The following is a 24,089-nucleotide window of genomic DNA, read 5'->3' as shown; positions in this document are numbered from 1 at the left end:
TCAGCGCTCCTCCGAGACGGGTTCACGGGTATGTGTGGGCGCCTGGTCGTCCTCCCAGAGCACGCCGGCGATCTGCAATTCGCGGCCCGAGAGGAGTTCGGCCGCCGCGGCGCCGCACACCGGGCAGCACAGCTGAGGGGGCATGCCCGTCGCCCATTCGTCCGCGCAGGGCTCGCAGCGGGCCCGGGCGTCTACGGGCTCGGTGACCAGTTCGGCGCCTTCGAGGATCGTCCCGGCGCACGCCAGCTCGAAGCAGAAGGCCAGCGCGTCGGGGACGACCCCGGCCAGCTGGCCGACCTGGAGCCGCACCGAAGTGACGGCTGTGGCGCCGCCGGCCCGCGCCGCTTCTTCCACCTGGCCGACGACGGCCAGCGCGATGGACATCTCGTGCATCGGTCTCCGTCCTGCATGCGACGTGCTGCATGCGAAGTCCTGCATGCGACGCCCTGCATGCGACGTCCCGCATCCGGCGCTTGCTGCACGCCGCTGTGCCGGTCCATTAGACGGGGCGGGCCGGGCGCCGGGCGCCCGGCACACCGGCCGCGCCCCACCACGTACACCGTTCGGTCCAGCCGCCCGGCCTGGGGCGGGCCCGTTTGTGACGTCACATCGAGCGGATCCGCAGGTAGCGCCTGATGTCGGGCAGAACCTGCATCGCGACGGCGACCAAGGCGGCTGCTGCCGCGCCGCCGAAGATGGCCTTCTTCATGGTGGGGTCCATTTCTGTCCGTTTCTCAGTTCGATGCCGGGCCGGCCACGGCCCGTGCGGCGGGTGCTGTCTGCTCGTTCTCGCGTACCAGGTCCAGAACCAGCCGCACGGCGGCCGGTACGGCGGCGGCCACCGGTGCGCTGAGACCCATGCCCTCTTCCACGCAGGCCGGTTCGCAGCCCACGACGAGGGTGCGGCCCGGCGGGACGCCGCCGGTTCCCGCGCACAGGGTGCCCAGGAGGGCCAAAACGGCGTCGGGTGTCATCCGGTGACCGTCGAGCAGGGCGTTCTGCGGCTCGACGGCTTCGGGTGTGCCCGCGTCGATCAGGTAGACCGTTCCCGGGGCTCCGCCGCGCGCGGTGGCGTCGACCATGACGAGCGTGTCGTAGCCGTCGAGGAGTTGATAGGCCAGGTGGACACCGCGTACCCCGATGTCCACGACGTCGACGTGTTCGGGCAGTTCCAGCGCTGCCAGTTGGCGCACCGTCTCGACGCCGAACCCGTCGTCGCCGAGAAAGATGTTGCCGATACCGGCGACCAGGGTCCGGCGGCTCTCGTGTGTCTCTTCCCCAGGGGGATTCACGCATCCTCCTCGGGGGTGATCTCGTCGGGCTGGAAGTACAGGAACCGGCCCTGTTCGCGCCGGATGTCGGCGCCCGGGTCGCCCTCCACCGTCACCGCGACGTGCACTCCCCCGTCGACGTCGTGCAGTACGGCCTCGACGTGAGCGATGCGGTCGTGCAGGAACAGGTCCTGGGCGTCGGTACGCCGCAGACCCGGGCGGAGCCGCACCCGGCTGCCCACTCCGACCGACCGGCCGTCCACTACGATCCGGTCGCGCATCGGATCGACGCTGCTGTCGCTCTCCGGGTCCCACCAGGGGGTGTCCGGGCGCAGTACGCCGTGTGGGTCGGCCAGTTCCGGGCCACCCGAGGGGGTGGGCGAGGGCGCTGCGGGTCCGGTGACCTCGCGCAGGGCCCGTACCGCACCGTGCAGCCGCTCCAGCACCTCGGGAGGCATCGAGTCGGCCAGGTCGATGACGGCCGCCGCGCGCGCGTCGGTGCCCCGGGCCTCCCGTTTCTCCTGGTCGGTGAGGGCAGCGGTGCGCAGGGCGAGGATCTCGTCGATCTCGGTGGCGTCGTACAGCGCTCCGGGGCTCTCCGGGGCGATGGCCGGGTGGTCCTCCAGGATGATCGGGGAGGACAGCACCAGGTCGGTGCGAGGCGCCTCGCCGGCGAGGACCGGCCAGGTGTGCAGGTTCCGGCAGGCGGCGACCGCGCCCTTGGCCCATTGGGGCGGGTCGGTCATCGACAGGAAGGACCCGGAACTGAGGCCCAGCAGCAGATGGGTGGCGACCAGTGAGTGCACGAGCGCGGCGTCCCGGTCCGAGCGTTGGCCGCGCGGACGTTCAGCGCCGTGGGTTTCGCCGCCCGGACGTTCGCCGCCGTGGGTTTCGCCGTCCGGTGTCCAGGGGCTGGTGTTCTCGACGATGGCGGTGAGCCGCAGCGCCCGGTAGGGCCCGTCGAGTTCACGGGCGCTGAGCCGTACGACGCCGCTGATCTCCTCGCAGCGGCGGACCAGCCGGCCCACGGTCCGGCCGTCCTCGTCGAGCACGGGCTCGGTCTCCTCACGCGCGGGCCGCGTGAAGGGCACGACTGCGCCCTCTCCACTGAGTTCCGCCACGGCCGTGACGACCTCGACCCGTTCCTCGGCGCCCTCGTCCCAGGGCACCAGGACGCGGTCGGGCAGGTGGAGTTCGGGCACGGTCTCGAAGGTGCCGTCGTCGCGGAGCTGCTGGACCGTGCGCCGCTGGGCGTGCAGGAACCGCAGCTCGGCGGCGAGCGTCGCCCCCGCCTTCGGCTCCATCAGGCATTCGGTGTGCTGGAAGTCGTGCTCCTCGTACTGCACGCCCCAGGCGGGCGGCACCAGCACTCCGAACTGCCAGCGCAGCCGGTTCTTGGCCGCCGATGCCCGGTACGGGTAGAGCACGTACCCCTCGAAGAGGACGGTGTCGGCGACGTGCCGGGCGGTGGCGAACCGGGCGTCCATGTCCGGGGTGAGCTGCGTCGCGGAGGTCGTCACGGTGCGGTCCTCTCGATGGCGCGCGAGAGCAGGGCGTGGGCCGGCGTACGGGCGGGAGCCTGCGCGGGGGGTGGCTGCTGCGACTCCAGGAGCGTCTGGACAGTCGCCTCCCAGGACGCCAGCGCGCGCTCCGAGCGGAAGCGGAGCAGGGCGTCCATGGTCTCGCGGGGCAGGCGGAGCCAGCCGCAGCCCGGGAAGTGCTGCTCGACCATCTCCCGCCAGGTCACGACCGGCATCCGGTACGACGCCTCCCGGTCCCAGGGCACCGGTTCGACGTGAAAGCCGCCCGCGCCGGTGAACGCGGTGCCGGAGAACAGCATGAGCAGTGGCACCTCGCCGTCCTGGAGGGCGTTGAAGTACCGGGTCGCCGCGATGTCCATGTCGTACGTGCAGGGCACGACGAGGTCGGTCTCCGTCTCGCCGGTGAAGGACGGGACCATGACGGTGACCTGGGCGAACTGCACCGGCTGGAGCGTGCTGCCCCACCGTGAGCGCTCCCCGAACAGGTCGTTCAGCGCCTCCGCCTCGCCCTGGCCGTACGTGCGCCGGGCCGGCTCGATGCGAATCTGGCAGCGCAGGGCGAGGGCGTGCACGCGGACACCCTCGGACGCCGTGACGCGCAGCCGGAAGACCAGGGTGGGTCCGGCGGCGTACTGGTCGGCGCGTACTCCGATGCAGGTGAAGGAGAACTCCGTCATGGCCGCCCTCCTTCGACGGCGGGAGCGGGGGCGTGGGCGGCGGGGGCGTGGGCGTGGGCCCGCCGGTCCACGTGCTCGAAGAAGGCGTTCAAGTCGGCCCTGGCCTCGGCGCCGCCGTCGAAGCCCTGCCACAGCAGCCGCATGCGGCCCACCAGTTCGTAGCAGATGTCGATCGGCACCAGGTAGCAGGCGGTGCGTCCCTCCGAACGGCGCAGCAGCAGCGCCTCCACGTCGGGTTGGAGCCCGGCGGCCAGCGGGCTGCTGCCGAGCACGGCCTGCCACGTGGACGGGTCGAGTTCGCTCTCGGTGGCGCCGGCCGGGCTCGGGTAGAGCGCGACCAACCGGTCCAGGGCGGCGTTGCGGAAGAAGAAGGCGACGCTGACGGGGATCTGGAGGAGCTCCCAGACCTGGTCGTCGAGGTGGTGTTCCGGGTCCGACAGGTAGCGGTCCGGGACGGCCTTGAACCGGCCCTGCGCGGCGCCCGGCTCCGCGAACAGCATCGCGCAGGGCGCGCAGGCGCAGGCCAGCGAGCGCTGTTCAATGTCCACCAGGTGTCGGTGGCCGCCTTCGATGACGGGTACGCCGCACAGTTCGCACCGCTCCTGCGGGGGAGGGCGTTCCGCGACGAAGCGGCGCAGCCCCTGGGGCCCCGATGGCTGCCCGGGGCGTCGCGTCCCCACCGGCGGCGCGCTCACGGGGCCTTCGCCGGGGCGGGGGCATGGCCGGCCGGGCCGGTGGGCGGCCCGGTCCTGATCTGGAGCAGGGCCGGTTCCGCGGCGGCGGCCGGCGCCAGGTCCACCGTGGTCACCTCCGGCGCGAAACACGCCAGGGCGCTCTCGACGGCCTCCTGGGCCGACCCGGCCGTGCTGGAGCAGCCGCAGCCACCGCCCGCCGAGGACCGCAGGCGCAGGGTGCCGGTGCTCTCGTCGAAGCCGACCAGCTCGACGGGGTGTTCCCGTACGGTTGCCAGAGCGCGTTCGATCCGGCGCCCGGTGTCCTCCGGGTGCAGGTCGTGCAGGACCAGGAGGCTCGCTACCAGCTGGTCGTCGAGCAGCTTGGCCAGGGGCCCGGCTCCCCGGTCCGCGGGCGCCGTGAGCGGTTCGACGATACGGGCCAGGGCGGCGCCGTAGAAGTCCATCAGGACGCGCACCAGTTCCTCGGCGGCCGCGCACACGTCACGGTCCCCGGTGGCCGCCAGCCGGTCCAGGACCTCCTCGATGCGCCGGCCGGCCTGCTCGGCGTTGACCGCGGGCTTCTGCGCGCCGGCGGGCGGGGCCGCGGTGCGTGCTGCGGCGCTCATCCGGACAGTCCGCTCAGGCCGGTGGGGACGTGCATCTTCTGGACGGTCTTGCCGCCACCGACGTACATGTGGACGCCGCACGGCAGGCAGGGGTCGAAGCTGCGCACGGCGCGCATGATGTCGATGCCCTTGAAGTTCTCCGGGGTGTTCTCCTCGAAGATCGGCGTGTTCTGCACGGCGTCCTCGTACGGACCCGGGGTTCCGTAGGTGTCGCGGGTGCTCGCGTTCCACGGGGTCGGCGGGTAGGGGTGGTAGTTGGCGATCTTGCCGTCCCGGATCACCATGTGGTGCGAGAGCACCCCGCGTACCGCCTCGGTGAAGCCGACACCGAGACCCTCGTCCGGTACCTCGAACTTCTCCCAGGTCTGGGTGCGTCCGGCGCGGACCTCCGCGAGGCCCTTCTCCGCGCAGTGCAGTGCGATGGCCGCGGCGTACGCCTGGAAGTAGGTGCGGGCCCGGTTGCGCTCGAGCGCGTTGCTCCAGCGCGGGATCTTCCACTCCAGGCGGGTCTCCGGCTTGGTCATGGTGCGCGGCAGGGTGATGACGACGCTGTTGCCGGTGGCCTTGACGTAGTCGGTGTCGACGAGTCCGGACAGCGCGGTCGACCACAGGCGGGCGATGGGCCCGCCGCCGGTGTCCAGCGCCAGGTAGTCCTTGCCGTCGAACCAGCGCGGCGACATGACCCAGCTGTACTTGTCGTCGAAGTTCCGCTTCTGCGGGGCGGGGATGGTGTGCTGGTTCCAGGGGTGGCGCGGGTCGACCGGGTTGCCGAGCGGGTCGTGGGTGACGAACTGCTCCTGGCCCTGCCAGTCCTCGTAGTACGAGCTGCCGAGCAGGATCCGGATGCCGAGGTTGATCTCGGTGAGGTCGTTGGTGACCAGCTTGCCGTCGACGATGATGCCCGGGGTGACGAGCATCTTCCGTCCCCAGTCGGTCATGTTGGCGTACGTGAAGTCGCAGTGCTCCGGGTCGTTGAGGGCACCCCAGCAGCCGAGCAGCACCCGGCGGCGGCCGACTTCCTCGTACCCGGGCAGGGCCTCGTAGAAGAAGTCGAACAGGTCGTCGTGGAGCGGGACGACGCGCTTCATGAACTCCACGTAGCGCATGAGGCGGCTCAGGTAGTCCGTGAAGAGCTGCACGGAGGCGATGGTGCCTACGCCGCCCGGGTAGAGCGTGGAGGGGTGCACATGGCGGCCCTCCATCAGGCAGAACATCTCACGGGTGTAGCGGCTCACCTGTAGGGCTTCGCGATAGAACTCGCCCTCCAGGGGGTTGAGGGACCGCATGATGTCGGCGATGGTCCGGTAGCCGTGGTCGGCGGCGTGCGGCGCCTCGGTGCGCTCGGCCAGCTCCAGGACGCCCGGGTTGGTCTCGCGGACCATCTTTTCGCAGTAGTCGACCCCGACCAGGTTCTCCTGGTAGATGTTGTGGTCGAACATGTACTCTGCCGACTCACCGAGGTTGATGATCCACTCGGCGAGGTGCGGGGGCTTCACTCCGTACGCCATGTTCTGCGCGTACACCGAGCAGGTGGCGTGGTTGTCGCCGCAGATCCCGCAGATGCGGCTGGTGATGAAGTGCGCGTCGCGGGGGTCCTTGCCGCGCATGAAGACGCTGTAGCCGCGGAATACCGACGACGTGCTGTAGCACTCCGCCACGCGCTTCTGCTTGAAGTCGATCTTTGTGTGGATGCCGAGGCTGCCCACGATCCGGGTGATCGGATCCCAGGACATTTCTGTCAGGCCACTGCTGTCTTGGGCCTTCGTCGTCGGTGCCATCGTGTGTGCAGCGCCCTTCGTCAATTCTTCGTACGGGTCGGATCACGCGGGTCATGTCACTCGGGTCATGTCACGCGAGGTCTTGTCACGCGGGTTCGTGCGGTGCGGGGTTCGTCCTCCGGCAGGCGCTCACCACGGGGGCCGGTAGCCGGTGGTCAGCTCGTCCCGGGTGTGACGCCACTTGGGCTCCTTGTCCACGGTCTTGGCCGTGATCGACCGGAGTTTGCGGATCACCACGCCGTACGCCCCGCTGGCGGCGCTCGACACCTTGCCGCCGGGGGGTTCGTCCATGAACGGCATGAACTTGTCGGGGAAGCCGGGCATGGTGCAGGCGATGCAGATGCCGCCGACGTTGGGGCAGCCGCCGATGCCGTTCATCCAGCCGCGCTTGGGCACGTTGCACTTGACGACGGGCCCCCAGCAGCCGAGCTTGACCAGGCACTTGGGTGAGTCGTACGTCGTGGCGAACTGACCCTGCTCGTAGTAGCCCGCCCGGTCGCATCCCTCGTGCACGGTGGCCCCGAAAAGCCAGGTGGGGCGCAGCTTGTCGTCGAGCGGGATCATCGGTGCGGATCCCGCCGCCTGGTAGAGCAGGTAGGTCAGGGTCTCGGAGAAGTTGTCCGGCTGGATCGGACAGCCCGGTACGCACACGATCGGGATGCCGGCCTTGGACTTCCAGTCCCACCCCAGGTAGTCGGGCACCCCCATGGCGCCGGTGGGGTTGCCGGCCATGGCGTGGATGCCGCCGTACGTCGCGCAGGTTCCGATGGCTACGACCGCCAGGGCCTTGGGCGCCAGTCGGTCGAGCCATTCGCTGGTCGTGATCGGCTGCCCCGTCTCGGGGTTGTCGCCGAAGCCGGACCAGTACCCCTCCTGCTTGATGGACTCGTTGGGGATGGATCCCTCGATGACCAGGACGAAGGGGTCGATCTCGCCGCGCTCGCCCTTGAAGAACCATTCGATGAAGGTGTCGGCGCCCCCGATCGGTCCGGATTCGAAGTCGATCAGCGGCCAGTGGACGGCGATTTTGGGCAGGCCGGGCAGCACACCGAGCACGATCTCCTCGATGCTGGGCTGCATCGCGGCGGTCAGGGCCACAGAGTCGCCGTCGCAGCTCAGGCCCGCGTTGATCCAGAGGATGTGGATCGTGGGATCCTCCTCGGCGGGCGGGGAGGACGTGTCCGATGTGTCGACCGTGGTCGGCGTTGCTGCATCCATGTGGATGCCTCCTAGGGGATATGTGCGACGAAAGTCCTCATATCGACCTTCACTCTTCTTGGTAGCAGGCACTCGGTGCCGGTGCGACATCACACGGGGCCGATGCGGTGACGCCGAAGGTCGCGGGGTGGTCCGCCGGGGGCTCCTTGCGGACGAACGCGCGGCGCAGCGCGTGGTAGGGAGCTTCGGGGTCCGAGAAGGTACGGAGCATGCGGGCCAGTTCCTCGTCCCGGTGGGCGGCCAGCGGCTTGACGGACTCCAGGCGGTCGCGTTCCGCCTTCTTGGCGGTGATCCGCGGGTGTGTCCCGGGCGAGGCCGAGAGCCGCGCGGCCAGGCGGGCGGTGGCGCGGGGGAAGTCCTGGGGGCCGCATTCGACCAGCCGGTCCACCAGCCCGAGCCGGTGCCCGGTCCGCGCGCTCACCGGCAGCGCCTCACGCATGAGCCGGCGGGCCTCGCCGGGGCCCACGCGGCGCGGGAGGGTGTGCGTCCAGTATTCGGAGCCGTACAGCCCCATGAGGCGGTAGTGCGGGTTCAGTACGGCGCCCGCCCTGCACCACACCTCGTCGGCGGCCAGCGCCAGCATCAGCCCGCCCGCGGCGGCGTTGCCGCCCAGGGCGGCGACCACCAGCCGGTCGGTGGTTGTCAGGACCGCCTCCACCAGGTCGTCGATGGCGTTGATGTTGGCCCAGGACTCCGCGCCGGGGTCGGCGGCGGCCTCGATGACGCCCAGGTGGATCCCGTGGGAGAAGACGTCTCTGCCGCCTCCGAGCACCAGCACCGACGTCGGGCGCGAACAGGCGTCACGGTAGGCGTCGAGCAGGCGCCGGCAATGCGTCGTGCTCATGGCGCCGCCGGGGAAGGAGAACGTCAGGAAGCCGGTCTGCCCGTCCTCCCGGTAGCGGATGTCGGACCACGCGGCGCCGGATGCGTCGGCGGCCGCGGCGGGGTGGTCGGGCAGGGCGGCCGGCAGTCGGCCGTCGAGCGCGACGGCGGCGGGCAGCTTGACCGGGGCGGGCTCGCCGGGCCGGCGCCTGCGCCGCAGCTCGGGGATCCACACCGCGCCGTCGACCGTGGCCCGGCAGATCGCGCCGGCCCTGGTCGCCAGCAACTCCCCCGGGCGGCCGCGCAGCCCGCCCGGCTCCGGGTGCCCACCGTGCAAGTACCACTGATCGCCCAGCAGTTCGTCGAGGACGCCGGGACGCGAGTCGGCGGCGCGCAGCTTGCGTACAACCGTCTGGGTGGGGTCCGACTCCCAGTGGATGCGCCGGAGTTCCTGGCGGAAGTAGGGGCGGACCCGGACACTTTCCGTACCCGCGGTCGGCTGTTTCTGGGGTGTGTACGTGCCGGAGGCGAAGCGCTGGACGGCCAGCAGCACGGCTTCCAGCGCCGCGTCGGACACCTCGCCCCGGTACAGGTCGCTCTTGCCCACCGGTGGGACGGGGCAGGCGACCGACGCCCACACATCTCCCGCGTCCATCTCGGCATCGGCCTGCAGGACGGTCACGCCCCACTGGCCCACGCCCTCGTGAACGGCCCAGTCGAGGGACGAGGGCCCGCGATCGCCGGCCGGGCCCGGGTGGACGACGAGGCACGTGTACACCTCCCAGACCTCACGGGGGATGGCCCGCTTCAGCATGGGCGCCACAACGAGTGCCGGTGCTGTGCGGCGTACGGCGTCGAGCAGCGACGCATCGTCCGGATCGACCTCCACGGCCACGGTGTGACCGTGGTCGCGGAGCTCCGCGTGAACACGCTGGGTCAGGCTGTTGAACGCGCTCGCGACAAGCAGGATCTCCATGGCGGCCTCCCGACAGCTCGGACCGTGACAGCACCCGGCTGCCTGCGATCGTGGGATGCCGGCGACGGACACGCCCGGCGACGCGCGGCGGGCTCACCCGAAAGCGCTCCTTGGGGCGGCCACTCGGCGGACCTGTCGTCGTACGGCGCCCCGCGGCCGGCGAGCCCTCCAGTAGCCGTCGAGGCGGTTCAGCGCTCCGGCTCTCGTCATGCGCCTCGCGCCGATCCCGGCGACCACCACCGCGTTCGGCAGGGCCGCGGGTCATAACCATGACGCGGCGCTCGACAGCGTGCCGCTGCTTGCGCTCAGGACGCCGAACTCTCCATCGCCCGCTTGAGGTTGGCCAGCGTCGTGGCGATGTTCCGACGCTGGAACACCGCGAACGTGCTCCCGCGGGTAGCGATGCGGTCGAACGCGTTGGCCACCGCGTCCGGCCAGGAGCGGCGATCGTCCGTCCATGTCTCCGTCACCCGGGTCCCCCCGTCGACAGCCTCGAAGCGATACTCCCAAGTCGCGATCGGGGCGCGCAGCCGGGGCGTCTTCGCGCCGATGGCGCACACCCGGAATGCGAATCGCTCGGCCGGCTTCGCCTCGGTGACGGTGCACCGCGTGGTCCACCGGAGGGCGCCGCGCTTGTTGCGGCCGTCGAACACCATGCCGACGTACGCCTCCTGACGTATCTCATGCACGCGCGCCCCGCGGTTCTCCGGGCTCCAGCGGCCCATCTGGGCCGGGTCGCTGACCTGCGCGTAGATCGCCGACGGCGCCGCGTCGATGACGACGCTTTCGGAGACGGTAAGTGTGCGGGACATGGGGGGCTCCGATCCTTGGTTACCCAACAGTAACGAGGGGCTCCGGATGCCACGCCGACGGGTCGGCCGGTACGAAGGCGCGGCTCCGGCCATGACCCGGTCGGCATGATCCAAAAATACGCGTCGGGGAAATTCCCTCATAACCGCAACCCTTCGGGCTTGTCGGCTGTCTCCTCTGTAAAGCCGCACACTCTGCCTTGGGGGAAGAAATGCGACGGTGGACCACCGCACTGACGGCGCTCGTCCTGACAGTCACCGGACTGTCCGTGACGACGGCGTCGGCCTCCGGTACGACGAACACCGCGACGGCCGAAGCTGCCGCGACGACCTGCAAGACCAACTGGGGGAGCCTCACGAAGACCGACTCACGCTCCGGCGCCATGCCGCTGGAGAACGTCAGGACCGGCCGGCACGCCTGCTACGACCGGATCGTCTTCGACGTACCCGGCACCGGCACCGGCCCGATAGGCCACTGGGTCGGGTACGTACCGCAGCTCCGCCAGGACGGCACCGGCAAGGTCGTCCCGGTGGTGGGTGGGGCGGCCCTGGAGGTCCGCGTGATGGCGCCGAGCTACGACCCGGAGACGGGCTCCGCGACCTACCCCGGACGGGTGGGACGGCCGCTGCCCGGTGTCAACCTCGCCGGGTACCGGACCTTCAAGGACGCCCGCTTCGTGGGCTCCTTCGAGGGCGACACCCAGATCGGCCTGGGCGTCCGCGCCCGGCTGCCGTTCCGGGTCACCCAGCTCCCGGACCGGCTCGTCGTCGACGTGGCCCACAGCTGGGCGACGGGGCGCTGAACCCCGTAGGTGACGGTGGCGGCGCCCCGCACGGGACGCCGCCACCCACTCCGCGCGCGGCCAGGGCACTCGCCGCACGCCCGCTCCGGCCTCCCCGTGCCCGATCAGCGGTCCGTCGGCGAGCTCCGACATCGAACTGGAGCGCGTGGAAGGCGTCCACGGCCCACGCACTCTGGACGTGATCATCTGCACCGATGTCTAGGGGGTGTCTGACAATTCCCCGCGGCGTCACGACGCCCGGCACGCACGCTCGCAGCGTTGCCGAAAAGCCCCAGTAGCTCCGCTACGAGGACTGTCCGGCGCCTTGCGATCGCACGCACCGGACGCCGCACCTTGACCCACGGGGAATTGTCAGACACCCCCTAGCTTGAGATTTAACCTCGCCGCTCGAACACGACCGCAAGTCGGCTTCACGGAACCAGCATGCGCACCGTTTGTCCCGACTTGCTTAGATTTCCGACTGTGCTGCGGAGCCTGCTCGTGCGGCAGGAAGGGCTGGTCGGAGCTGTTCGAATCCGGAGGTTAAATCTCAAGCTAGTGCCCCTTGGCGGCCGGTCACCGCAACATCAGATCGAAGGCGGCTCCCTCTTGCCACTCAGGTCGTGCCGTGAGGGCGGGTTCGTTCGATACTAGGTGTGGACGACAGGCCGCCTCCCGACCCCCACCGGAAGACCTGACGGGCCCTCAGTAAATTGTGCATGAGGTCGGCATGAAGTCGGCATCAGTAGCGCCTGACCCCGCTTCCGACCGCCAGGAATCGCCGAGATCAACAAGTGAGCGTATGTGGCCTGACCTAGAAAAACGCTGGTCAGAGGCGTGGCCGCTACGCCAGCTGGGAGACGTAGATGAAGATGCTCATCAATGTGGCCGAGACGGTCGTGGCGGACGCGTTGCGGGGGATGGCCGCGGCGCATCCCGAGCTCACCGTCGACGTGGAGAACCGGGTCGTCGTACGACGCGACGCGCCCGTGGCGGGCCAGGTGGGGCTGGTGTCCGGCGGCGGCAGCGGGCACGAGCCGCTGCACGGCGGGTTCGTCGGGCCGGGGATGCTGTCCGCCGCATGCCCCGGGGAGGTGTTCACCTCTCCCGTGCCCGATCAGATGGTGCGGGCCGCGGCTGCCGTGGACAGCGGTCAGGGAGTGCTCTTCGTCGTCAAGAACTACACCGGTGACGTACTCAACTTCGACATGGCCGCCGAGCTCGCCGAGGACGAGGGGGTGCAGGTCGCGAAGGTCGTCGTCAATGACGACGTCGCCGTCACCGACAGCTCCTTCACGGCCGGCCGTCGTGGAACGGGTGCGACGCTCTTCGTCGAGAAGATCGCGGGTGCCGCCGCCGAGGAGGGCTCCCCGCTCGACCGGGTGGCGGGTATCGCGCGGCAGGTGAACGAGAACTCGCGGAGTTTCGGGGTCGCGCTCAGTGCCGTGACCACACCGGCGAAAGGTACGCCGACCTTCGATCTGCCGTCCGGAGAGCTGGAGTTGGGCATCGGCATTCATGGCGAGCCGGGGCGTGAGCGGCGACCGATGATGACGTCGCGCGAGATCGCCGATTGCGCCGTCGACGCCGTGCTGGAGGATCTGCGGCCGTCGCGGCCGGTGCTCGTACTGGTCAACGGGATGGGGGCCACTCCCCTGCTGGAGCTGTACGGATTCAACGCCGAGGTGCAGCGGGTGCTGTCCGAGCGGGGCGTCGCGGTGGCCCGTACCCTCGTTGGGAACTACGTCACCTCGCTGGACATGGCGGGCTGCTCGGTGACGCTCTGCCAGGTCGACGAGGAGCTCCTGCGCCTGTGGGACGCGCCGGTCGAGACCGCCGCGTTGCGCTGGGGGCGCTGAAGCCAGACGTGGCCCGCATCCCTGATGAAGGAGACCTTGTGCTTGTGCTCGACGCCGCATTCTTCCGCCGCTGGATGTCGGCCGTGGCCGCCTCCGTCGACCGTGAGGCGGACCGCCTGACGGAACTGGACTCGGCCATCGGCGACGCCGACCACGGCAGCAACCTGCGGCGCGGGTTCGCGGCCGTCACCGAGGTGCTGGAGAAGGAGCCGCCCGCCACGCCCGGCGCCGTTCTGATGCTCGCCGGACGGCAGTTGATCTCGACCGTGGGCGGCGCGTCGGGGCCGTTGTACGGGACGCTGCTGCGGCGTACGGGCAAGGCGCTCGGGGACGACGCCGCCGAGGTGACGCGGGAGCAGCTCGCCGATGCCCTGGGGGTGGGCGTGGGCGCCGTGGGGCAGCTCGGCGGGGCGCAGGCCGGGGACAAGACGATGCTGGACGCGCTGCTGCCGGCGGCCGAAGCGCTCGCCGAGTCGTTCGACGCGGCGCGGGCCGCTGCCGACGGCGGGGCGGTGGGGACCGTACCGATGCGGGCGCGCAAGGGCCGGGCGAGCTACCTCGGCGAGCGGAGCGTCGGACATCAGGACCCCGGGGCCACGTCGTCCGCGCTGCTGATCGGCGCGCTCGCGGACACGGCAGCGCTGGCGGACGCAACGGAGGCCGGCGCGTGAGCGGGCGGCAGCAGGCGAAGGTCGGGGTCGTGCTCGTCTCGCACAGCGCCTCGGTCGCGGCGTCCGTCGCCGAGCTGGCCACGGGGCTCGCGGGCGGCAAGGACACGGCGCCTGTGGCAGCGGCGGGCGGCACACCGGACGGGGGGCTCGGCACCAGTGCGGAACTGATCGTGCGGGCGGCCAGGTCCGTCGACGGCGGGGCGGGGATCGCCGTGCTGGTCGATCTGGGCAGCGCGGTGCTCACCGTGAAGTCGTTGCTGGCCGAGGGCGACGAACTGCCCGCTGGGGCAAGGCTGGTGGACGCGCCGTTCGTGGAGGGCGCGGTGGCCGCGGTGGTCAGTGCGTCGGCCGGGGCGGATCTGGACGCGGTGGAGGCGGCGGCAGCGGAGGCGTACGACTTCCGCAAGGTGTGAGAGACGGACCGGGGGGGCGGGCGATGAGCGGTTGAGTGACGGCCCCGCGCCTCGCGCCTCGGGATGAGGCGCGGGGCCGTCGTCCTGGTCAGGCCGCCTTCTCCGCCCCCTTCGCCTTCGGTGCCTGCTCCGTCTGCTCCGCCTTCTCGGTCTGCTCCGCCGTCACGCGGGTCTCGACCTGGCGGGTTGCGCCGTTGACCGTCACCGCCAGCGTGACCGTCCCGGGGCGAAGGGCCGTCAGGGTTCCCGTGGCCGGGTCGAAGACCGCCGTATGGCGCCGGCGGGCTTCGTCAGGTGAGCCGATGTGGAGATTCGGGGAGCCCGTCCAGTCGGCGCTGACCGGGTAGGTCACCGGAACCCGGCGCGCGCCCTGGGTGAGCGTTGCCGTGGCGGTCGCGGCGGCGCCGGCGGGCAGCGTCGGCGGGGCGTCGAGGGCGAGGTCGTCGACGTGGGCGCGGGTCTGCACCGACACCCAGTCGGGGCCGCCCTCCCAGGGGTGCTGCCTGGCCTGCGCCTGTGCGCTGCGGGAGATCTGGTCGACGCCCACCAGCGACCAACCGCTGAAGCCGCCCTCGTCCGCCGGGACGGCCGGCGACTTCCCGGTGTTGCCGTTGATCAGATACGGCACACCGTCGACACGAGCGGCGTGGAAGACCCCCACATGGCTGCCGATGAAGCCGGCGCCCTTGCCGGTCGTACGCCGGAAATCGGCGAGTCGGCTCTCGATCAGGGCTGCCTCCTTGCGGTCCCCGAGCTGGCTCCCTTTCTGTACGGTCGGGTCGCGCGGCGGGACGTGTTCGATCAGCATCACCGAGCTGATCCCTTCGTCCTTCGCCGCGGCCGCCAGTTGCGCGTGCAGGTTCTTGATCTGGGCGTAGCCGCCGCCCCGCAGGCTCAGGCTGGACGTGTCCAGGGTGATGAAGCGGGTGCCCTTGTGGTCGAACGTCCGCTGGGCGGGGCCGAATTCGGTGACGAAGTTGTCGATCTTCCCGCCCATGACTTCGTGGTTGCCGGGGACGTAGTACCAGGGCAGCGCGTCGCCGAGTTCCTCGGTCAGGATGCGGCGGGCGAAAGCGAGGTCGGCCGGCGAGCCCTCGTCGACCAGGTCACCGTTGACCACGAGGAAGTCCGGCTGTGCTGCTTTGATTTCGCGCAGCGTACGACGGGTCTGCGCCACGATGGCGCTGTGCGGGTCCCGGGCGACGAACTGTGCGTCGGACATCACCGCGAACTGCCAGTCGCGGCCCTCGGTCTCACCGGCCGAGTCGATCAGCGGATCCGCGGTCACCGGCTGTTCGGGCAGGTCGACGGTGGGCGGCACCTGCGCGGTCAGCGAGTCGATGACGATCTCACCGGTGTACTGCTTGGGCGCCGCCGTCTCAGCCAGGTAGAAGCGGTGCACCCTGAGCGGCATCGCCGCCCCCGGCGGGACGGTGAAGGTGACCTGGCGCCAGTCCGTCCAGGTGATGTACGGGCCGCGCAGCAGCTGGTCGGAGCCGGCGGCGTCCTTGAGGTGCAGCGTCGGCCAGGCGCCGTTTCCGTCGCCCTTGATCCACATCGTGAAGGACTGGGGCTGGCCCGCCACACCGACCGCCAGGGGCGGACTGGCGTACGCGGCCCGGGTCGCCGTCGACTGGGTGAAGTCGTAACTCAGCTTCAGGCCGGTGCCGGTGTGCCCGTCCGGGGTGGCAGAGACGGAGCCGCTCGCACGCGCCTGGCTGAATTTCCAGGACACGGCGTCGTCGAACGCGGACACGGGCTGTTCGGTCAGTCCGACGCTCACCGCGAGAGCCGTGGCGACACCGGCGACGGTGGCGCGGACGAGGCCGGAGCCGCCGCCCGTGCGGGAGGTGACGGAGAAGTTGCCCCGCCCGTCGTCTTGGACGTCGAACTGCGCCCGGTCGTAGTCGAGCGACACATCGTGCGGTTCCACCGGGGCGCTGGCACCGTGGGCGTCGTGACCGACGATGCCGAAGCTGCCGCTCGCTTCCCCGTCGGCGAGACTCACGCGGCGCGTGGTGGGTTCGATGCGAGCGAGGTCGTCGAGGACGGTGAACTGCAGCTCACCGTCGACCGGTCCGCGGTGCGCACGGACCGTTGTGGTGCCGCCTCGGCGGGCCGTGAACAGGCCCTCGTCGTCGACGCGGCCCACCGAGGACCGCGCGCTGTGCCAGCGCGGGGCGCCGTTCGCCGGGCCGTACGTCTCGTCGTACCCGGCGGCGGTGAGGCTGCGGGTCAAACCGGGGAAGACGCGTTCCGGGTGGCCGCCTCTGACCGGGTCTGAGGTCGGTGCGGTGCCCGCTGGGGTACGGGTCTCGACCCAGTAGCCGCGCAGCCGGCCACTGCCGTCGGGCGCGGTCAGGGCGAGACCGTTGGGCACCGTGCGCTCGCTGCCGTCGGAGGGGCTGTTCTCCACCTGGAGCGCGTCGCTGCCGGGTTCGCGTGCGACGAGCGTCGACGATCCGCCGCCGTCGAGGTTCAGGGCGCTGTGCGATCCGGCCTGCTTCATCATGACGGCGAGTTCGGTGAGGGTGACGCCGCCGCTGTCGGCCTGGCGGCCGTCGACGGTGATCACCTGCATTTCGGTGCCGTCCTGGGAGAAGCCGACGGCGGTGCGCGGCGCGGTGGTGTTGTTGCTCTGGCCCTCGTGGTTCTGCGCCACCCCGTCCACGACGAGCAGTTCGCGGCCGCCGACGGCGGTGCGCGGCAGGGGCCCGCCGTCGGTGCGCGGACGGTACTGGGTGGCCACCGGGTCGCCGGGCCTGAGGACGGCGAGGACTGCCGCGCCTTCCTCCCGGCCGACGAGGACGGTGGTGTCTTCCGGTACGGGCCCGGCGCCCGGACGGTCCTTGACCTCGACGACCTTTCCGTCCCGTACCACCGCTTCGGCGACGGACGTCGCACCGTCGACCGTCAGGGCACGGTCGGCCGTGCCCCATCCGGACGTGTAGGCCCCCACTCCCCCGTCCTGCACATTGGCCGCGTTGTACGACGCGAGCGGACGAGTGCCCGACGGGAGGGTCAGTGTGCCGTCGAAGTACAGCTGAAGGATCCGGCCGGCGCTGTCCGGCCCGATGCCGACGGCGCGGTTGACGCCGGGCGCCGGGGAGTGGACGGCCTTGCCGTCCTTGAGGCCGGGGCCCAGCGGGGCACCGGTCTGGTTGATGTCGAAGAAGTCCGCGTTGAGGGCGGCAACGGTACGGCGGCCGTCGCCCGGGTCGTGCGCGGCGGCGAGTTCGGAGACCGAGCGGCGCTCGGAGACCTTGCCGGAATGGAGGTAGTCGGCGCGTACACCGGTGCCGTCGAGGTCGACCGAGAGCGTGTCGACGCGCAGCCACTTGTCGGATTCGAGCCGGTCGTACGAGCTGAGGCGCACTCCGGGGGCGATCGGCCTGGCGGTGCGGGCCGTCTCGATGCCGTCGCCGTCGACGACGGATCTGGGACTGCCTGCGGGGGCGCTGGCGGGTGGTGGCGCGACGGGCCGGAGGATTTCCGCGGAGTTACGGGGCCGGGGGTCGGGGGTCGTATCGGCGGCGGCCGGAGCGACGGCCCCCGCCGCCAGTGCGGTCACCGTCGCGAGAAGCACGACGGGACGTCTGAATCCGAAGGTGCCAACTGTGCCAAGGCCCACGAGTTCTCCTGGAGAGCGGCCAATTGAGCGACTGGTCGAGCGCGCAGCAAGCGCTGCCGCAACAGCATTGCCGCGCGCACACCGACGCACCAGGGGTAGGCGCAGACCTCGGGGAAACATGTGGTACCGGGGAAGCAACGTCACAGGGGACTTGACGAGCAGGCATTTAATGAGCCGTCAGGCATCTTTCACTCGCTACACAGCAGGGCGCTGCGGTGGCCCCGGCTGGCGGATGAGCCGGGCGGGGATGTCCTCGGCCTCTGCCGCCGGGAGACGGAGCTGGCGAACGCCGGCGTCACCGCCGCTCATCGACGGGCAACGGGCAACCGTAGGCGCCGGATGATCTGACCCAGCTTGTTCTAGCTCCCTGCCGGATCCGGGTGCGGGGTGCCCAGGTAGGGGAATTCGGGGAGCAGGTCGGTGTGCGGACCGATGTGGTCGCCGGCGATCCGGCCGCCGGAGATCATCGCCAGCCGCGCGGACGTGACGTCGTCGATGAGGGTGCGGCCGTTCGGGTACGCGGCGGGGCGGTCGCGGTCGTAGCGCAGGATGTCCGGCAGGACGGTGCGCAGGGTCTGCTCGGCGGTCTGCGCGTCGTAGCCGCCAAGGCGGCGGAGTACGTCGGTCCAGGGCTCGCGGTAGGTGTCCCAGTCAGTGGCGGGTTCCGCCGCGTTGTACGCGTCCTTGGCCTCCTCGGCGTTGAAGTACGCCGTCAGGGAGGGGTGAGCCCCGCGGTCCACGGACCTCAGTTCGCCGTCCTGCCACACGCTCACCCGCGCCCACACCCCGATGGGGCTCGGCGCGAGCTCCTCGCTGGGGATCTCCAGCACGATCCCCAGCACGTTCTTGTCCGCTCCCCAGTCCACGCCCGTCCACTGGAAGTCCTTGACGATGCCGTCCAGGTCCGCGAAGAAGGGGTCACTGCGCAGCCCGGCGGAGAAGAGGTAGGGCCCGTTCTCGATCACCTGCGGCTGGGGTCCCAGGCCGACCGGCACCTCGGTGAAGATCTGCTGGCCGCCCGGCTCGGGGCTGCGGGCCTGCGCGCCCGTCGCCCAGTACACGGTCGCGGTCTGCTGCCCGTCGTCGGGCGGCGAGAAGATGAAGCTGAACGCCGCGTCGGCCTGGGCGTCGCCGTCGATGTCCACATCGATCCGGTAGACCGCGTCCGGGTGGAACGCCGCTCCCGCCGCGGGTGCGAGCGGGTGCACGTTCATGATCAGGACGGTGCGGTCGCCCGGCACCGCGAACACGAACAGATCCGTCAGATCCAGCCGGGCGTCGTCCATGGGCGAGCGCAGGTGCGGTCCGCTGAGGTGATGTGACATGGCCTCACCCTCCGCCCCGGCCCCCTCGGGCGCACGGTGGCACCCGCCAAACGAGGCCCGCGTTCACCCCCTGGAGTCCGCCCCCGTAGCCGGCGTCAGGACCCGGCGAGTTCCCGCACGGTGGCCATGTCGCTGAACGGGATCAGTTCTTCGCCGACGATCTGGTACGGCTCGCTGCCCTTGCCCGCGACCAGCACCGTGTCGCCGCGCCCTGCCATGGACAGGGCCCGTGCGATGGCGGTGCGGCGGTCGGCGTGACGTTCGAAGGGGGTGCCGGTCGCCAGCAGGCCGGGGGTGATCTGGTCCATGATCATCCCAGGGTCCTCGTTGCGCGGGTTGTCGGAGGTCAGGACGCACACGTCGGAGTGGGTGCCCGCGATCTCGCCCATCTCGGCCCGCTTGGTGATGTCGCGATCCCCGCCGCAACCGAAGACGGTGACGACCCGCCCTTCGGCGTAACTGCGGATGGTGGTCAGGACCTTCTCCAGCGAGTCCGGGGAGTGCGCGTAGTCGACGACCACACTGGTGCCGCCGGGTGTCTCGAAGCGTTCGAAACGCCCCGGCGCTGTGGGCATCCGGTCCAGCGCGGCGACCAGCCCGGCCAGGTCGTGGCCCAGCGCGTGGCAGGCGGCCACGGTGGCCAGGGCGTTGGCGACCGAGAAACGGCCGGGCACCGGGATCGCCGCCGGATACTTGCGGCCGTCGTGGTGGAGCGTGAAGCGCGTGCCGTGGGCGTCCATGGTCAGGTCGGTGGCGCGGTAGTCCGCCGGGGAGTCGATGGCGTACGTCGTCACCGCCCCTGGCATCATCGCCGTGATCCCGGCGCCCACCGCGTCGTCGGCGTTGACCACCGCACGCCGGCACAGCCCCTGGAAGAGGCGCAGTTTGGCGTCCCGGTAGTTGTCCATGGTGCCGTGGTCGTCGAGGTGGTCCTGGGTCAGGTTGGTGAAGATCCCGACGTCCAGGAACGCGTCGTCGACCCGGTGCGTCAGCAGCCCCATCGAGGTCGCCTCCAGGACGACGGTGGTGACCTGCCGGTCCCGCATCCGCCCCAGCAGGTACTGAAAGTCGGGGGATTCGGGTGTGGTCAGCACGGAGGGCGGCATGGGGATGACCTCGTCGCCGATCCGGCTGCCCCCCGTACCGATGACGCCGACCTCGGCGCCCTCGGCGATCCGCAGCAGTGACTCGACCATGTACGAGACGGAGGTCTTCCCGTTGGTGCCGGTGACGGCGATCATGTCCATGGCCCGCCCCGGCTCGCCGTAGTACCGCGAGGCGACGGCCGCGGCGGCCTTCCTGGTGTCGGGGACGCGTACGACACAGACTCCGTCGGCCCCGGGCACCGGGGCCGCGGCGGCCTGGTCCCGGCCGTCGACCAGCACCGCCACCGCTCCGCGGGCGAGTGCGGGCCCGACCGCTTCGGGGCCGCCGCCCACGTGCCCGGGAACGGCGATGAACAGTGCGCCCGGTGACGCCCGGTGGGCGTCGAAGCAGGTGCCCGCGGTGATCACGGTCTCCAGATCGCCCTGGAGGACCTCGTGGTCGTGGCCGGCCAGCAACTCGCGCAACTTCACAGGGGTCCTCTCGGGGGGTACGACGACGACCGGTCGTCCGGCGTCGGCCAGGGGCCGCGCGCGGGGCCGGGCCCGGCGCGCGGGGGTGCGAAAAGGGCGCGGGCCGTGGAAGGGCCGCGCGCACCGCGCACTGGGGAGGAAGGGGTGAAACGGGGCCGGATCACTGTCCGGCGGGGCAGCGCCCGCGCTCGCCTGGGCGCTGTCGTGGGCTCTGCCTGGGGGTTGTCTGGGGGTTGAATCGCTAGCCGTGTCCGTGCAGGGCCCGGCACAGGGCAGGAAGAGCCGGGCTCAGGCATTCCCCGGCTCTGCGTATGCGACGACCCATGCTTTGGAGTGTACGGCCCCGGGGGCGTCCCGGAGCACCCTGCGGCCTTGGCAGCCCGCGGCCCGGCGGCCGTGCCGGTCGTCCACCCCTGCGGCGGGGGCCGGGGCCATCCGGTGGCACACTGGCCGACGATTCACGAAGGAGCACCTCATGCCGTTGATCCGCACGCTCAGCCGGGCGATGCGCCGCGCCTACCGCAGCAACGTGGACCTCAGCCACCCCACCCGGTCGCCGCTGGGCAGCGCGGTCGTCAACTGCGTGGTGTACCAGGACGGTGTGCGCAAGCCCGGCGACTGGACGGCGCCGGAGGCCTTGACCCGGGTGCGCAAGGCCGGTCACGGCTTCGTCTGGGTCGGCCTGCACGAGCCGTCGGGGGGCGAACTGGCTGATCTCGCCGAGCTGTTCGGGCTGCACCCGCTGGCCGTCGACGACGCCATACAAGCACATCAGCGGCCCAAGGTGGAGCGGTACGACGACGTGCTGTTCGCCGCCTTCAAGTCCGTCCACTACGTCGAGCACGCCGAGGTCACCGCCACCAGCGAGATCGTCGACACCGGGGACCTCATGGTCTTCACCGGCCCCGATTTCGTCATCACGGTCCGGCACGGCGGCCGGGGCTCGCTCGGGCCGCTCCGTGAGGCGTTGGAGTCGGCGCCCGAGCGCATCGCGATGGGGCCCGCCGCCGTGCTGCACGCGGTGGCCGACCACGTCGTCGAGGACTACCTGCTGGTGACGGACGCCGTGCAGCTCGACATGGACGCGGTGCAGACGGCCGTGTTCAGCGAGCCCGCGGGGCGCGGCGACGCCGGCCGGATCTACCAGCTCAAGCGGGAACTTCTGGAGCTGAAGCGGGCCGTGGCGCCGCTGGCCGGGCCGCTGCGTCTGCTGGCCAGCGAGCCGATGCCGTCCGTCGGGCCCGAGGCACGGGCGTACTTCCGCGACGTCGCCGGGCGGCTGGCGCGGGCCGCCGAGCAGATCGCCGCCTTCGACGGGCTGCTCGACTCGATACTCCAGGCGCATCTTGCACAGGTCACGATCGCCCAGAACGAGGACATGCGAAAGATCACCGCGTGGGCGGCGATCATCGCCGTGCCGACGATGCTCTGCGGGGTGTACGGCATGAACTTCGACCACATGCCCGAGCTGCGCTGGACGTACGGGTATCCGCTGACCCTCTCCGTCATGGCGGTCGCCTGCCTCGCGATTCACCGGGCGTTTCGCCGCAACGGCTGGCTGTAACGGCCTGGTGCGCGATAGGGGACGGGCCCGCGACGCCGGCTACGGCACCTCGCCGCGTTGACGAAACGCCCTAATAGCTCCGCTATGAGGACGCTCCGCCGCCTTGCGATGCACCGCATCCGACGCCGCGGGCTGATCCGCCCCCTATCGCGCACCAAGCCGTAAGCGGTGTCCGGCGGATCAGTGCGCGTTCTCGGTCGGGCGCAGGTCCGCCGGGATCTTCGCCCAGGCCAGCGCCGCCGCCGCGAGCGGCAGCGCGGCGGCGAGCAGAAAGGTGGGGGTCATGCCCGCGGTGAACGCCGCGGAGACCTTCTCCAGGAGCGCCGCCCCTGCAGGCCCACCGGTCAGCGCCGCCACATGCGCGGCCTCGCCCACGGAGTCACGTACGGCAGCCGCTTCGGCTCCGTGCAGGCCGAGCGGGGGCAGCTGCGCCCGGTAGAGCGCTGACGCGATGCTGCCGAGGACGGCCACGCCCATGGCCGCGCCGAGTTCGTAGCATGTCTCCTCGATCGCGGCGGCTCCGCTGACGTCGCGGGCCGGGGCCGCGGCCATCAGGGTGACGGAGGCGACGGTGGTGGCGATGCCGACTCCGCAGCCGAGTACGCCAAGGGCGAAGGCGACGGACGGATAGTCGAGCGGTGCGGCCTGCTGGAAGAACCAGGGCAGCGCGAGGCCCACGGTCATCACGAGCAGTCCGCCGCCGAGGATGTGGCGGATCGGGAGGCGCTGCATCAGGGCAGGTGTCACCAGCGACGTGACGACCAGCCCGAGCGGCGCGGGCAGCAGCCGGACGCCGGCCTCGAGCGGGGTGTAGCCCTCGCCGTACTGGAACCACTGGGTGATCAGGAAGAGCGCCGAACCGAGGGCGATCATCCCGAGGAAGATCGCGGCGGCGGCGATGCTGAACGACCGGTTCGCGAACAGCCTTACCCGCAGCAGAGGGTGGGCGAGGCGAAGCTGCCGGCGTACGAAGACGGTCAGAGCCAGCACGGCCAGGCCAAGCAGGATGTAGGCGACGGGGTCGGCGGGGCCGCCCTTGCCGAGCTGCTTGACGCCGCCCGCGAGGGCGAGCATGCCGACGACCGACTGGCCGACACCCCACCAGTCCCAGCGTCCGGCCCTGGGCCGGCGGGACTCGGGCAGCAGCCACAAGCCGCATCCGATGACGGCGAGCGCGACGGGCACGTTGAGCAGGAAGGCCGACTGCCAGCCGTTGCGCTCGACCAGCAGGCCGCCGACGACCGGGCCCAGCGCCATGCCGCCGCCGAACACGGCGGCCCAGACGGCGTAGGCGAAGGCGCGCTCACGGGCATCGCTGAAGACGTGGCGCAGGATCGACAGGGTGGACGGCATGATGGCCGCGCCGCCGACACCGAGCAGCGCGCGGGCGGCGATGACCTGCCACGGCGCGGTGGCGAACACGGCGATCAGCGAGGCGAGGGCGAACACGCCGAAGCCGATGAGCAGCATCCGTTTGCGGCCCCAGCGGTCGCCGAGCGCGCCAGCGGTGACCAGGACACCGGACAGAGCGAGGGCGTACACGTCGATGATCCACAGCTGCTGCACCGAGCTGGGCCGGAGGTCGGCGACCAGGGAGGGGAAGGCGACGTTGAGGATCGTGGTGTCCATCGCGATCAGCAGGAGGCTGCCGGAGAGGATCGTGAGGACGGCCCAGCGCCGGGGATCGAGCTGGGTCCGGAGGTCCGGCCGGGCGGGGGCGGGGTGCATGGAAGTCCTGTTCGGGTCGTGCCTCGGAGTATCGGATGACACCCTTTGGTCTCGCTTGAGACATCAGTGTCTCAAACAGGACTGCACCGCGCCACCTCGGGGGTTACTCGCGCTCAGCCGGGGCGACTCGGGCTGCGGCGGAAATAG

20 protein-coding genes and 1 pseudogene are annotated in these 24,089 nt (G+C 71.1%); 6 read left to right on the top strand and 15 right to left on the bottom strand.

Annotated features, from left to right (window positions below; all coding sequences use genetic code 11):
* The 11 genes from hypA to ACU6WZ_RS27585 form a co-directional block, all read right to left on the bottom strand.
* The gene (gene hypA, locus ACU6WZ_RS27635; protein ID WP_447030896.1) at window positions 1-393 is read right to left on the bottom strand and encodes a hydrogenase maturation nickel metallochaperone HypA; all 393 of its coding nucleotides are present in this window, start codon (window positions 391-393) and stop codon (window positions 1-3) included.
* Between the two features lie 211 nt (window positions 394-604).
* On the bottom strand, window positions 605-721 hold the full coding sequence (locus ACU6WZ_RS27630; protein WP_447030895.1) for a DUF6893 family small protein: 117 nt from the start codon (window positions 719-721) through the stop codon (window positions 605-607).
* A gap of 13 nt (window positions 722-734) precedes the next feature.
* On the bottom strand, window positions 735-1,292 hold the full coding sequence (locus ACU6WZ_RS27625; RefSeq protein WP_447030894.1) for a hydrogenase maturation protease: 558 nt from the start codon (window positions 1,290-1,292) through the stop codon (window positions 735-737).
* Window positions 1,289-2,758, bottom strand: coding sequence for a hypothetical protein (locus ACU6WZ_RS27620; protein ID WP_447034286.1), 1,470 nt, complete (start codon window positions 2,756-2,758; stop codon window positions 1,289-1,291). The genes ACU6WZ_RS27625 and ACU6WZ_RS27620 overlap by 4 nt, the downstream gene beginning before the upstream one ends.
* Before the next feature lie 29 nt (window positions 2,759-2,787).
* Complete coding sequence (locus tag ACU6WZ_RS27615; protein ID WP_447030893.1) at window positions 2,788-3,489, bottom strand: DUF6084 family protein; 702 nt, start codon at window positions 3,487-3,489, stop codon at window positions 2,788-2,790.
* Complete coding sequence (locus ACU6WZ_RS27610; protein ID WP_447030892.1) at window positions 3,486-4,184, bottom strand: DUF5947 family protein; 699 nt, start codon at window positions 4,182-4,184, stop codon at window positions 3,486-3,488. Before ACU6WZ_RS27610 ends, ACU6WZ_RS27615 begins: the two co-directional genes overlap by 4 nt.
* A complete protein-coding gene (locus ACU6WZ_RS27605) occupies window positions 4,181-4,789 on the bottom strand; it encodes a NifU-related iron-sulfur-binding protein (RefSeq protein WP_447030891.1) in 609 nt (202 codons plus the stop codon). Before ACU6WZ_RS27605 ends, ACU6WZ_RS27610 begins: the two co-directional genes overlap by 4 nt.
* The gene (locus ACU6WZ_RS27600; RefSeq protein ID WP_447030890.1) at window positions 4,786-6,567 is read right to left on the bottom strand and encodes a nickel-dependent hydrogenase large subunit; all 1,782 of its coding nucleotides are present in this window, start codon (window positions 6,565-6,567) and stop codon (window positions 4,786-4,788) included. Before ACU6WZ_RS27600 ends, ACU6WZ_RS27605 begins: the two co-directional genes overlap by 4 nt.
* A 129-nt stretch (window positions 6,568-6,696) precedes the next feature.
* A complete protein-coding gene (locus ACU6WZ_RS27595; protein WP_447030889.1) occupies window positions 6,697-7,785 on the bottom strand; it encodes an NADH-quinone oxidoreductase subunit B family protein in 1,089 nt (362 codons plus the stop codon).
* Between the two features lie 49 nt (window positions 7,786-7,834).
* Window positions 7,835-9,583: an enoyl-CoA hydratase-related protein gene (locus ACU6WZ_RS27590; protein WP_447030888.1), complete on the bottom strand. Its 1,749-nt coding sequence runs from the start codon at window positions 9,581-9,583 to the stop codon at window positions 7,835-7,837.
* Window positions 9,584-9,888: 305 nt separating this feature from the next.
* Entirely contained in the window at window positions 9,889-10,395 is a 507-nt protein-coding gene (locus ACU6WZ_RS27585; RefSeq protein WP_447030887.1) for an SRPBCC family protein, read from the bottom strand.
* 209 nt (window positions 10,396-10,604) lie between these two features.
* On the opposite strand from ACU6WZ_RS27585, the gene ACU6WZ_RS27580 reads away from it, so the two are divergent.
* The 5 genes and pseudogenes from ACU6WZ_RS27580 to ACU6WZ_RS27560 all read left to right on the top strand — a co-directional run bounded on the left by ACU6WZ_RS27580 (window position 10,605) and on the right by ACU6WZ_RS27560 (window position 14,117).
* Complete coding sequence (locus tag ACU6WZ_RS27580) at window positions 10,605-11,195, top strand: AMIN-like domain-containing (lipo)protein (RefSeq protein WP_447030886.1); 591 nt, start codon at window positions 10,605-10,607, stop codon at window positions 11,193-11,195.
* Window positions 11,196-11,298: 103 nt separating this feature from the next.
* A pseudogene (locus tag ACU6WZ_RS27575) lies at window positions 11,299-11,397 on the top strand (LutC/YkgG family protein); the annotation flags it as partial.
* A 643-nt stretch (window positions 11,398-12,040) separates the two neighbouring features.
* Entirely contained in the window at window positions 12,041-13,033 is a 993-nt protein-coding gene (gene dhaK, locus ACU6WZ_RS27570; RefSeq protein ID WP_447030885.1) for a dihydroxyacetone kinase subunit DhaK, read from the top strand.
* Between the two features lie 44 nt (window positions 13,034-13,077).
* A complete protein-coding gene (dhaL, locus tag ACU6WZ_RS27565; protein WP_447030884.1) occupies window positions 13,078-13,704 on the top strand; it encodes a dihydroxyacetone kinase subunit DhaL in 627 nt (208 codons plus the stop codon).
* Window positions 13,701-14,117 carry a PTS-dependent dihydroxyacetone kinase phosphotransferase subunit DhaM gene (locus tag ACU6WZ_RS27560; RefSeq protein WP_447030883.1) on the top strand — a complete coding sequence of 139 codons (417 nt, stop codon included), beginning with the start codon at window positions 13,701-13,703 and terminating at the stop codon, window positions 14,115-14,117. Before dhaL ends, ACU6WZ_RS27560 begins: the two co-directional genes overlap by 4 nt.
* A gap of 88 nt (window positions 14,118-14,205) precedes the next feature.
* On the opposite strand, the gene ACU6WZ_RS27555 is transcribed toward ACU6WZ_RS27560, so the two are convergent.
* From ACU6WZ_RS27555 to ACU6WZ_RS27545, 3 genes are all read right to left on the bottom strand, one after another.
* Window positions 14,206-17,703: a phosphodiester glycosidase family protein gene (locus tag ACU6WZ_RS27555; protein ID WP_447030882.1), complete on the bottom strand. Its 3,498-nt coding sequence runs from the start codon at window positions 17,701-17,703 to the stop codon at window positions 14,206-14,208.
* Window positions 17,704-18,107: 404 nt separating this feature from the next.
* The gene (locus tag ACU6WZ_RS27550) at window positions 18,108-19,073 is read right to left on the bottom strand and encodes a DUF4331 family protein (protein ID WP_447030881.1); all 966 of its coding nucleotides are present in this window, start codon (window positions 19,071-19,073) and stop codon (window positions 18,108-18,110) included.
* 95 nt (window positions 19,074-19,168) lie between these two features.
* Window positions 19,169-20,650, bottom strand: coding sequence for a UDP-N-acetylmuramoyl-L-alanyl-D-glutamate--2,6-diaminopimelate ligase (locus ACU6WZ_RS27545; RefSeq protein WP_447030880.1), 1,482 nt, complete (start codon window positions 20,648-20,650; stop codon window positions 19,169-19,171).
* Window positions 20,651-21,125: 475 nt separating this feature from the next.
* Between ACU6WZ_RS27545 and ACU6WZ_RS27540 the strand changes: the two genes are divergently transcribed.
* Window positions 21,126-22,214: a magnesium and cobalt transport protein CorA gene (locus ACU6WZ_RS27540; protein WP_447030879.1), complete on the top strand. Its 1,089-nt coding sequence runs from the start codon at window positions 21,126-21,128 to the stop codon at window positions 22,212-22,214.
* Window positions 22,215-22,394: 180 nt separating this feature from the next.
* Here ACU6WZ_RS27540 and ACU6WZ_RS27535 read toward each other — a convergent pair whose 3' ends face one another.
* Window positions 22,395-23,942, bottom strand: coding sequence for an MFS transporter (locus ACU6WZ_RS27535; RefSeq protein WP_447030878.1), 1,548 nt, complete (start codon window positions 23,940-23,942; stop codon window positions 22,395-22,397).
* Window positions 23,943-24,089: the final 147 nt, after the last annotated feature.

Source organism: Streptomyces hypolithicus (assembly GCF_052934925.1).
Note: the sequence above shows the minus strand (reverse complement) of the source record. Positions and strands in the feature narration are given on the sequence as shown.

Coding starts and splice junctions, on each gene's coding strand:
- ACU6WZ_RS27630 (WP_447030895.1), bottom strand. CDS start 721: ATGGACCCCACCATGAAGAAGGCCATCTTCGGCGGCGCGGCAGCAGCC.
- ACU6WZ_RS27590 (WP_447030888.1), bottom strand. CDS start 9,583: ATGGAGATCCTGCTTGTCGCGAGCGCGTTCAACAGCCTGACCCAGCGT.
- ACU6WZ_RS27535 (WP_447030878.1), bottom strand. CDS start 23,942: ATGCACCCCGCCCCCGCCCGGCCGGACCTCCGGACCCAGCTCGATCCC.
- ACU6WZ_RS27550 (WP_447030881.1), bottom strand. CDS start 19,073: ATGTCACATCACCTCAGCGGACCGCACCTGCGCTCGCCCATGGACGAC.
- ACU6WZ_RS27585 (WP_447030887.1), bottom strand. CDS start 10,395: ATGTCCCGCACACTTACCGTCTCCGAAAGCGTCGTCATCGACGCGGCG.
- dhaK (WP_447030885.1), top strand. CDS start 12,041: ATGAAGATGCTCATCAATGTGGCCGAGACGGTCGTGGCGGACGCGTTG.
- ACU6WZ_RS27615 (WP_447030893.1), bottom strand. CDS start 3,489: ATGACGGAGTTCTCCTTCACCTGCATCGGAGTACGCGCCGACCAGTAC.
- ACU6WZ_RS27540 (WP_447030879.1), top strand. CDS start 21,126: ATGCCGTTGATCCGCACGCTCAGCCGGGCGATGCGCCGCGCCTACCGC.
- ACU6WZ_RS27620 (WP_447034286.1), bottom strand. CDS start 2,758: ATGGACGCCCGGTTCGCCACCGCCCGGCACGTCGCCGACACCGTCCTC.
- hypA (WP_447030896.1), bottom strand. CDS start 393: ATGCACGAGATGTCCATCGCGCTGGCCGTCGTCGGCCAGGTGGAAGAA.
- ACU6WZ_RS27595 (WP_447030889.1), bottom strand. CDS start 7,785: ATGGATGCAGCAACGCCGACCACGGTCGACACATCGGACACGTCCTCC.
- ACU6WZ_RS27605 (WP_447030891.1), bottom strand. CDS start 4,789: ATGAGCGCCGCAGCACGCACCGCGGCCCCGCCCGCCGGCGCGCAGAAG.
- ACU6WZ_RS27580 (WP_447030886.1), top strand. CDS start 10,605: ATGCGACGGTGGACCACCGCACTGACGGCGCTCGTCCTGACAGTCACC.
- ACU6WZ_RS27600 (WP_447030890.1), bottom strand. CDS start 6,567: ATGGCACCGACGACGAAGGCCCAAGACAGCAGTGGCCTGACAGAAATG.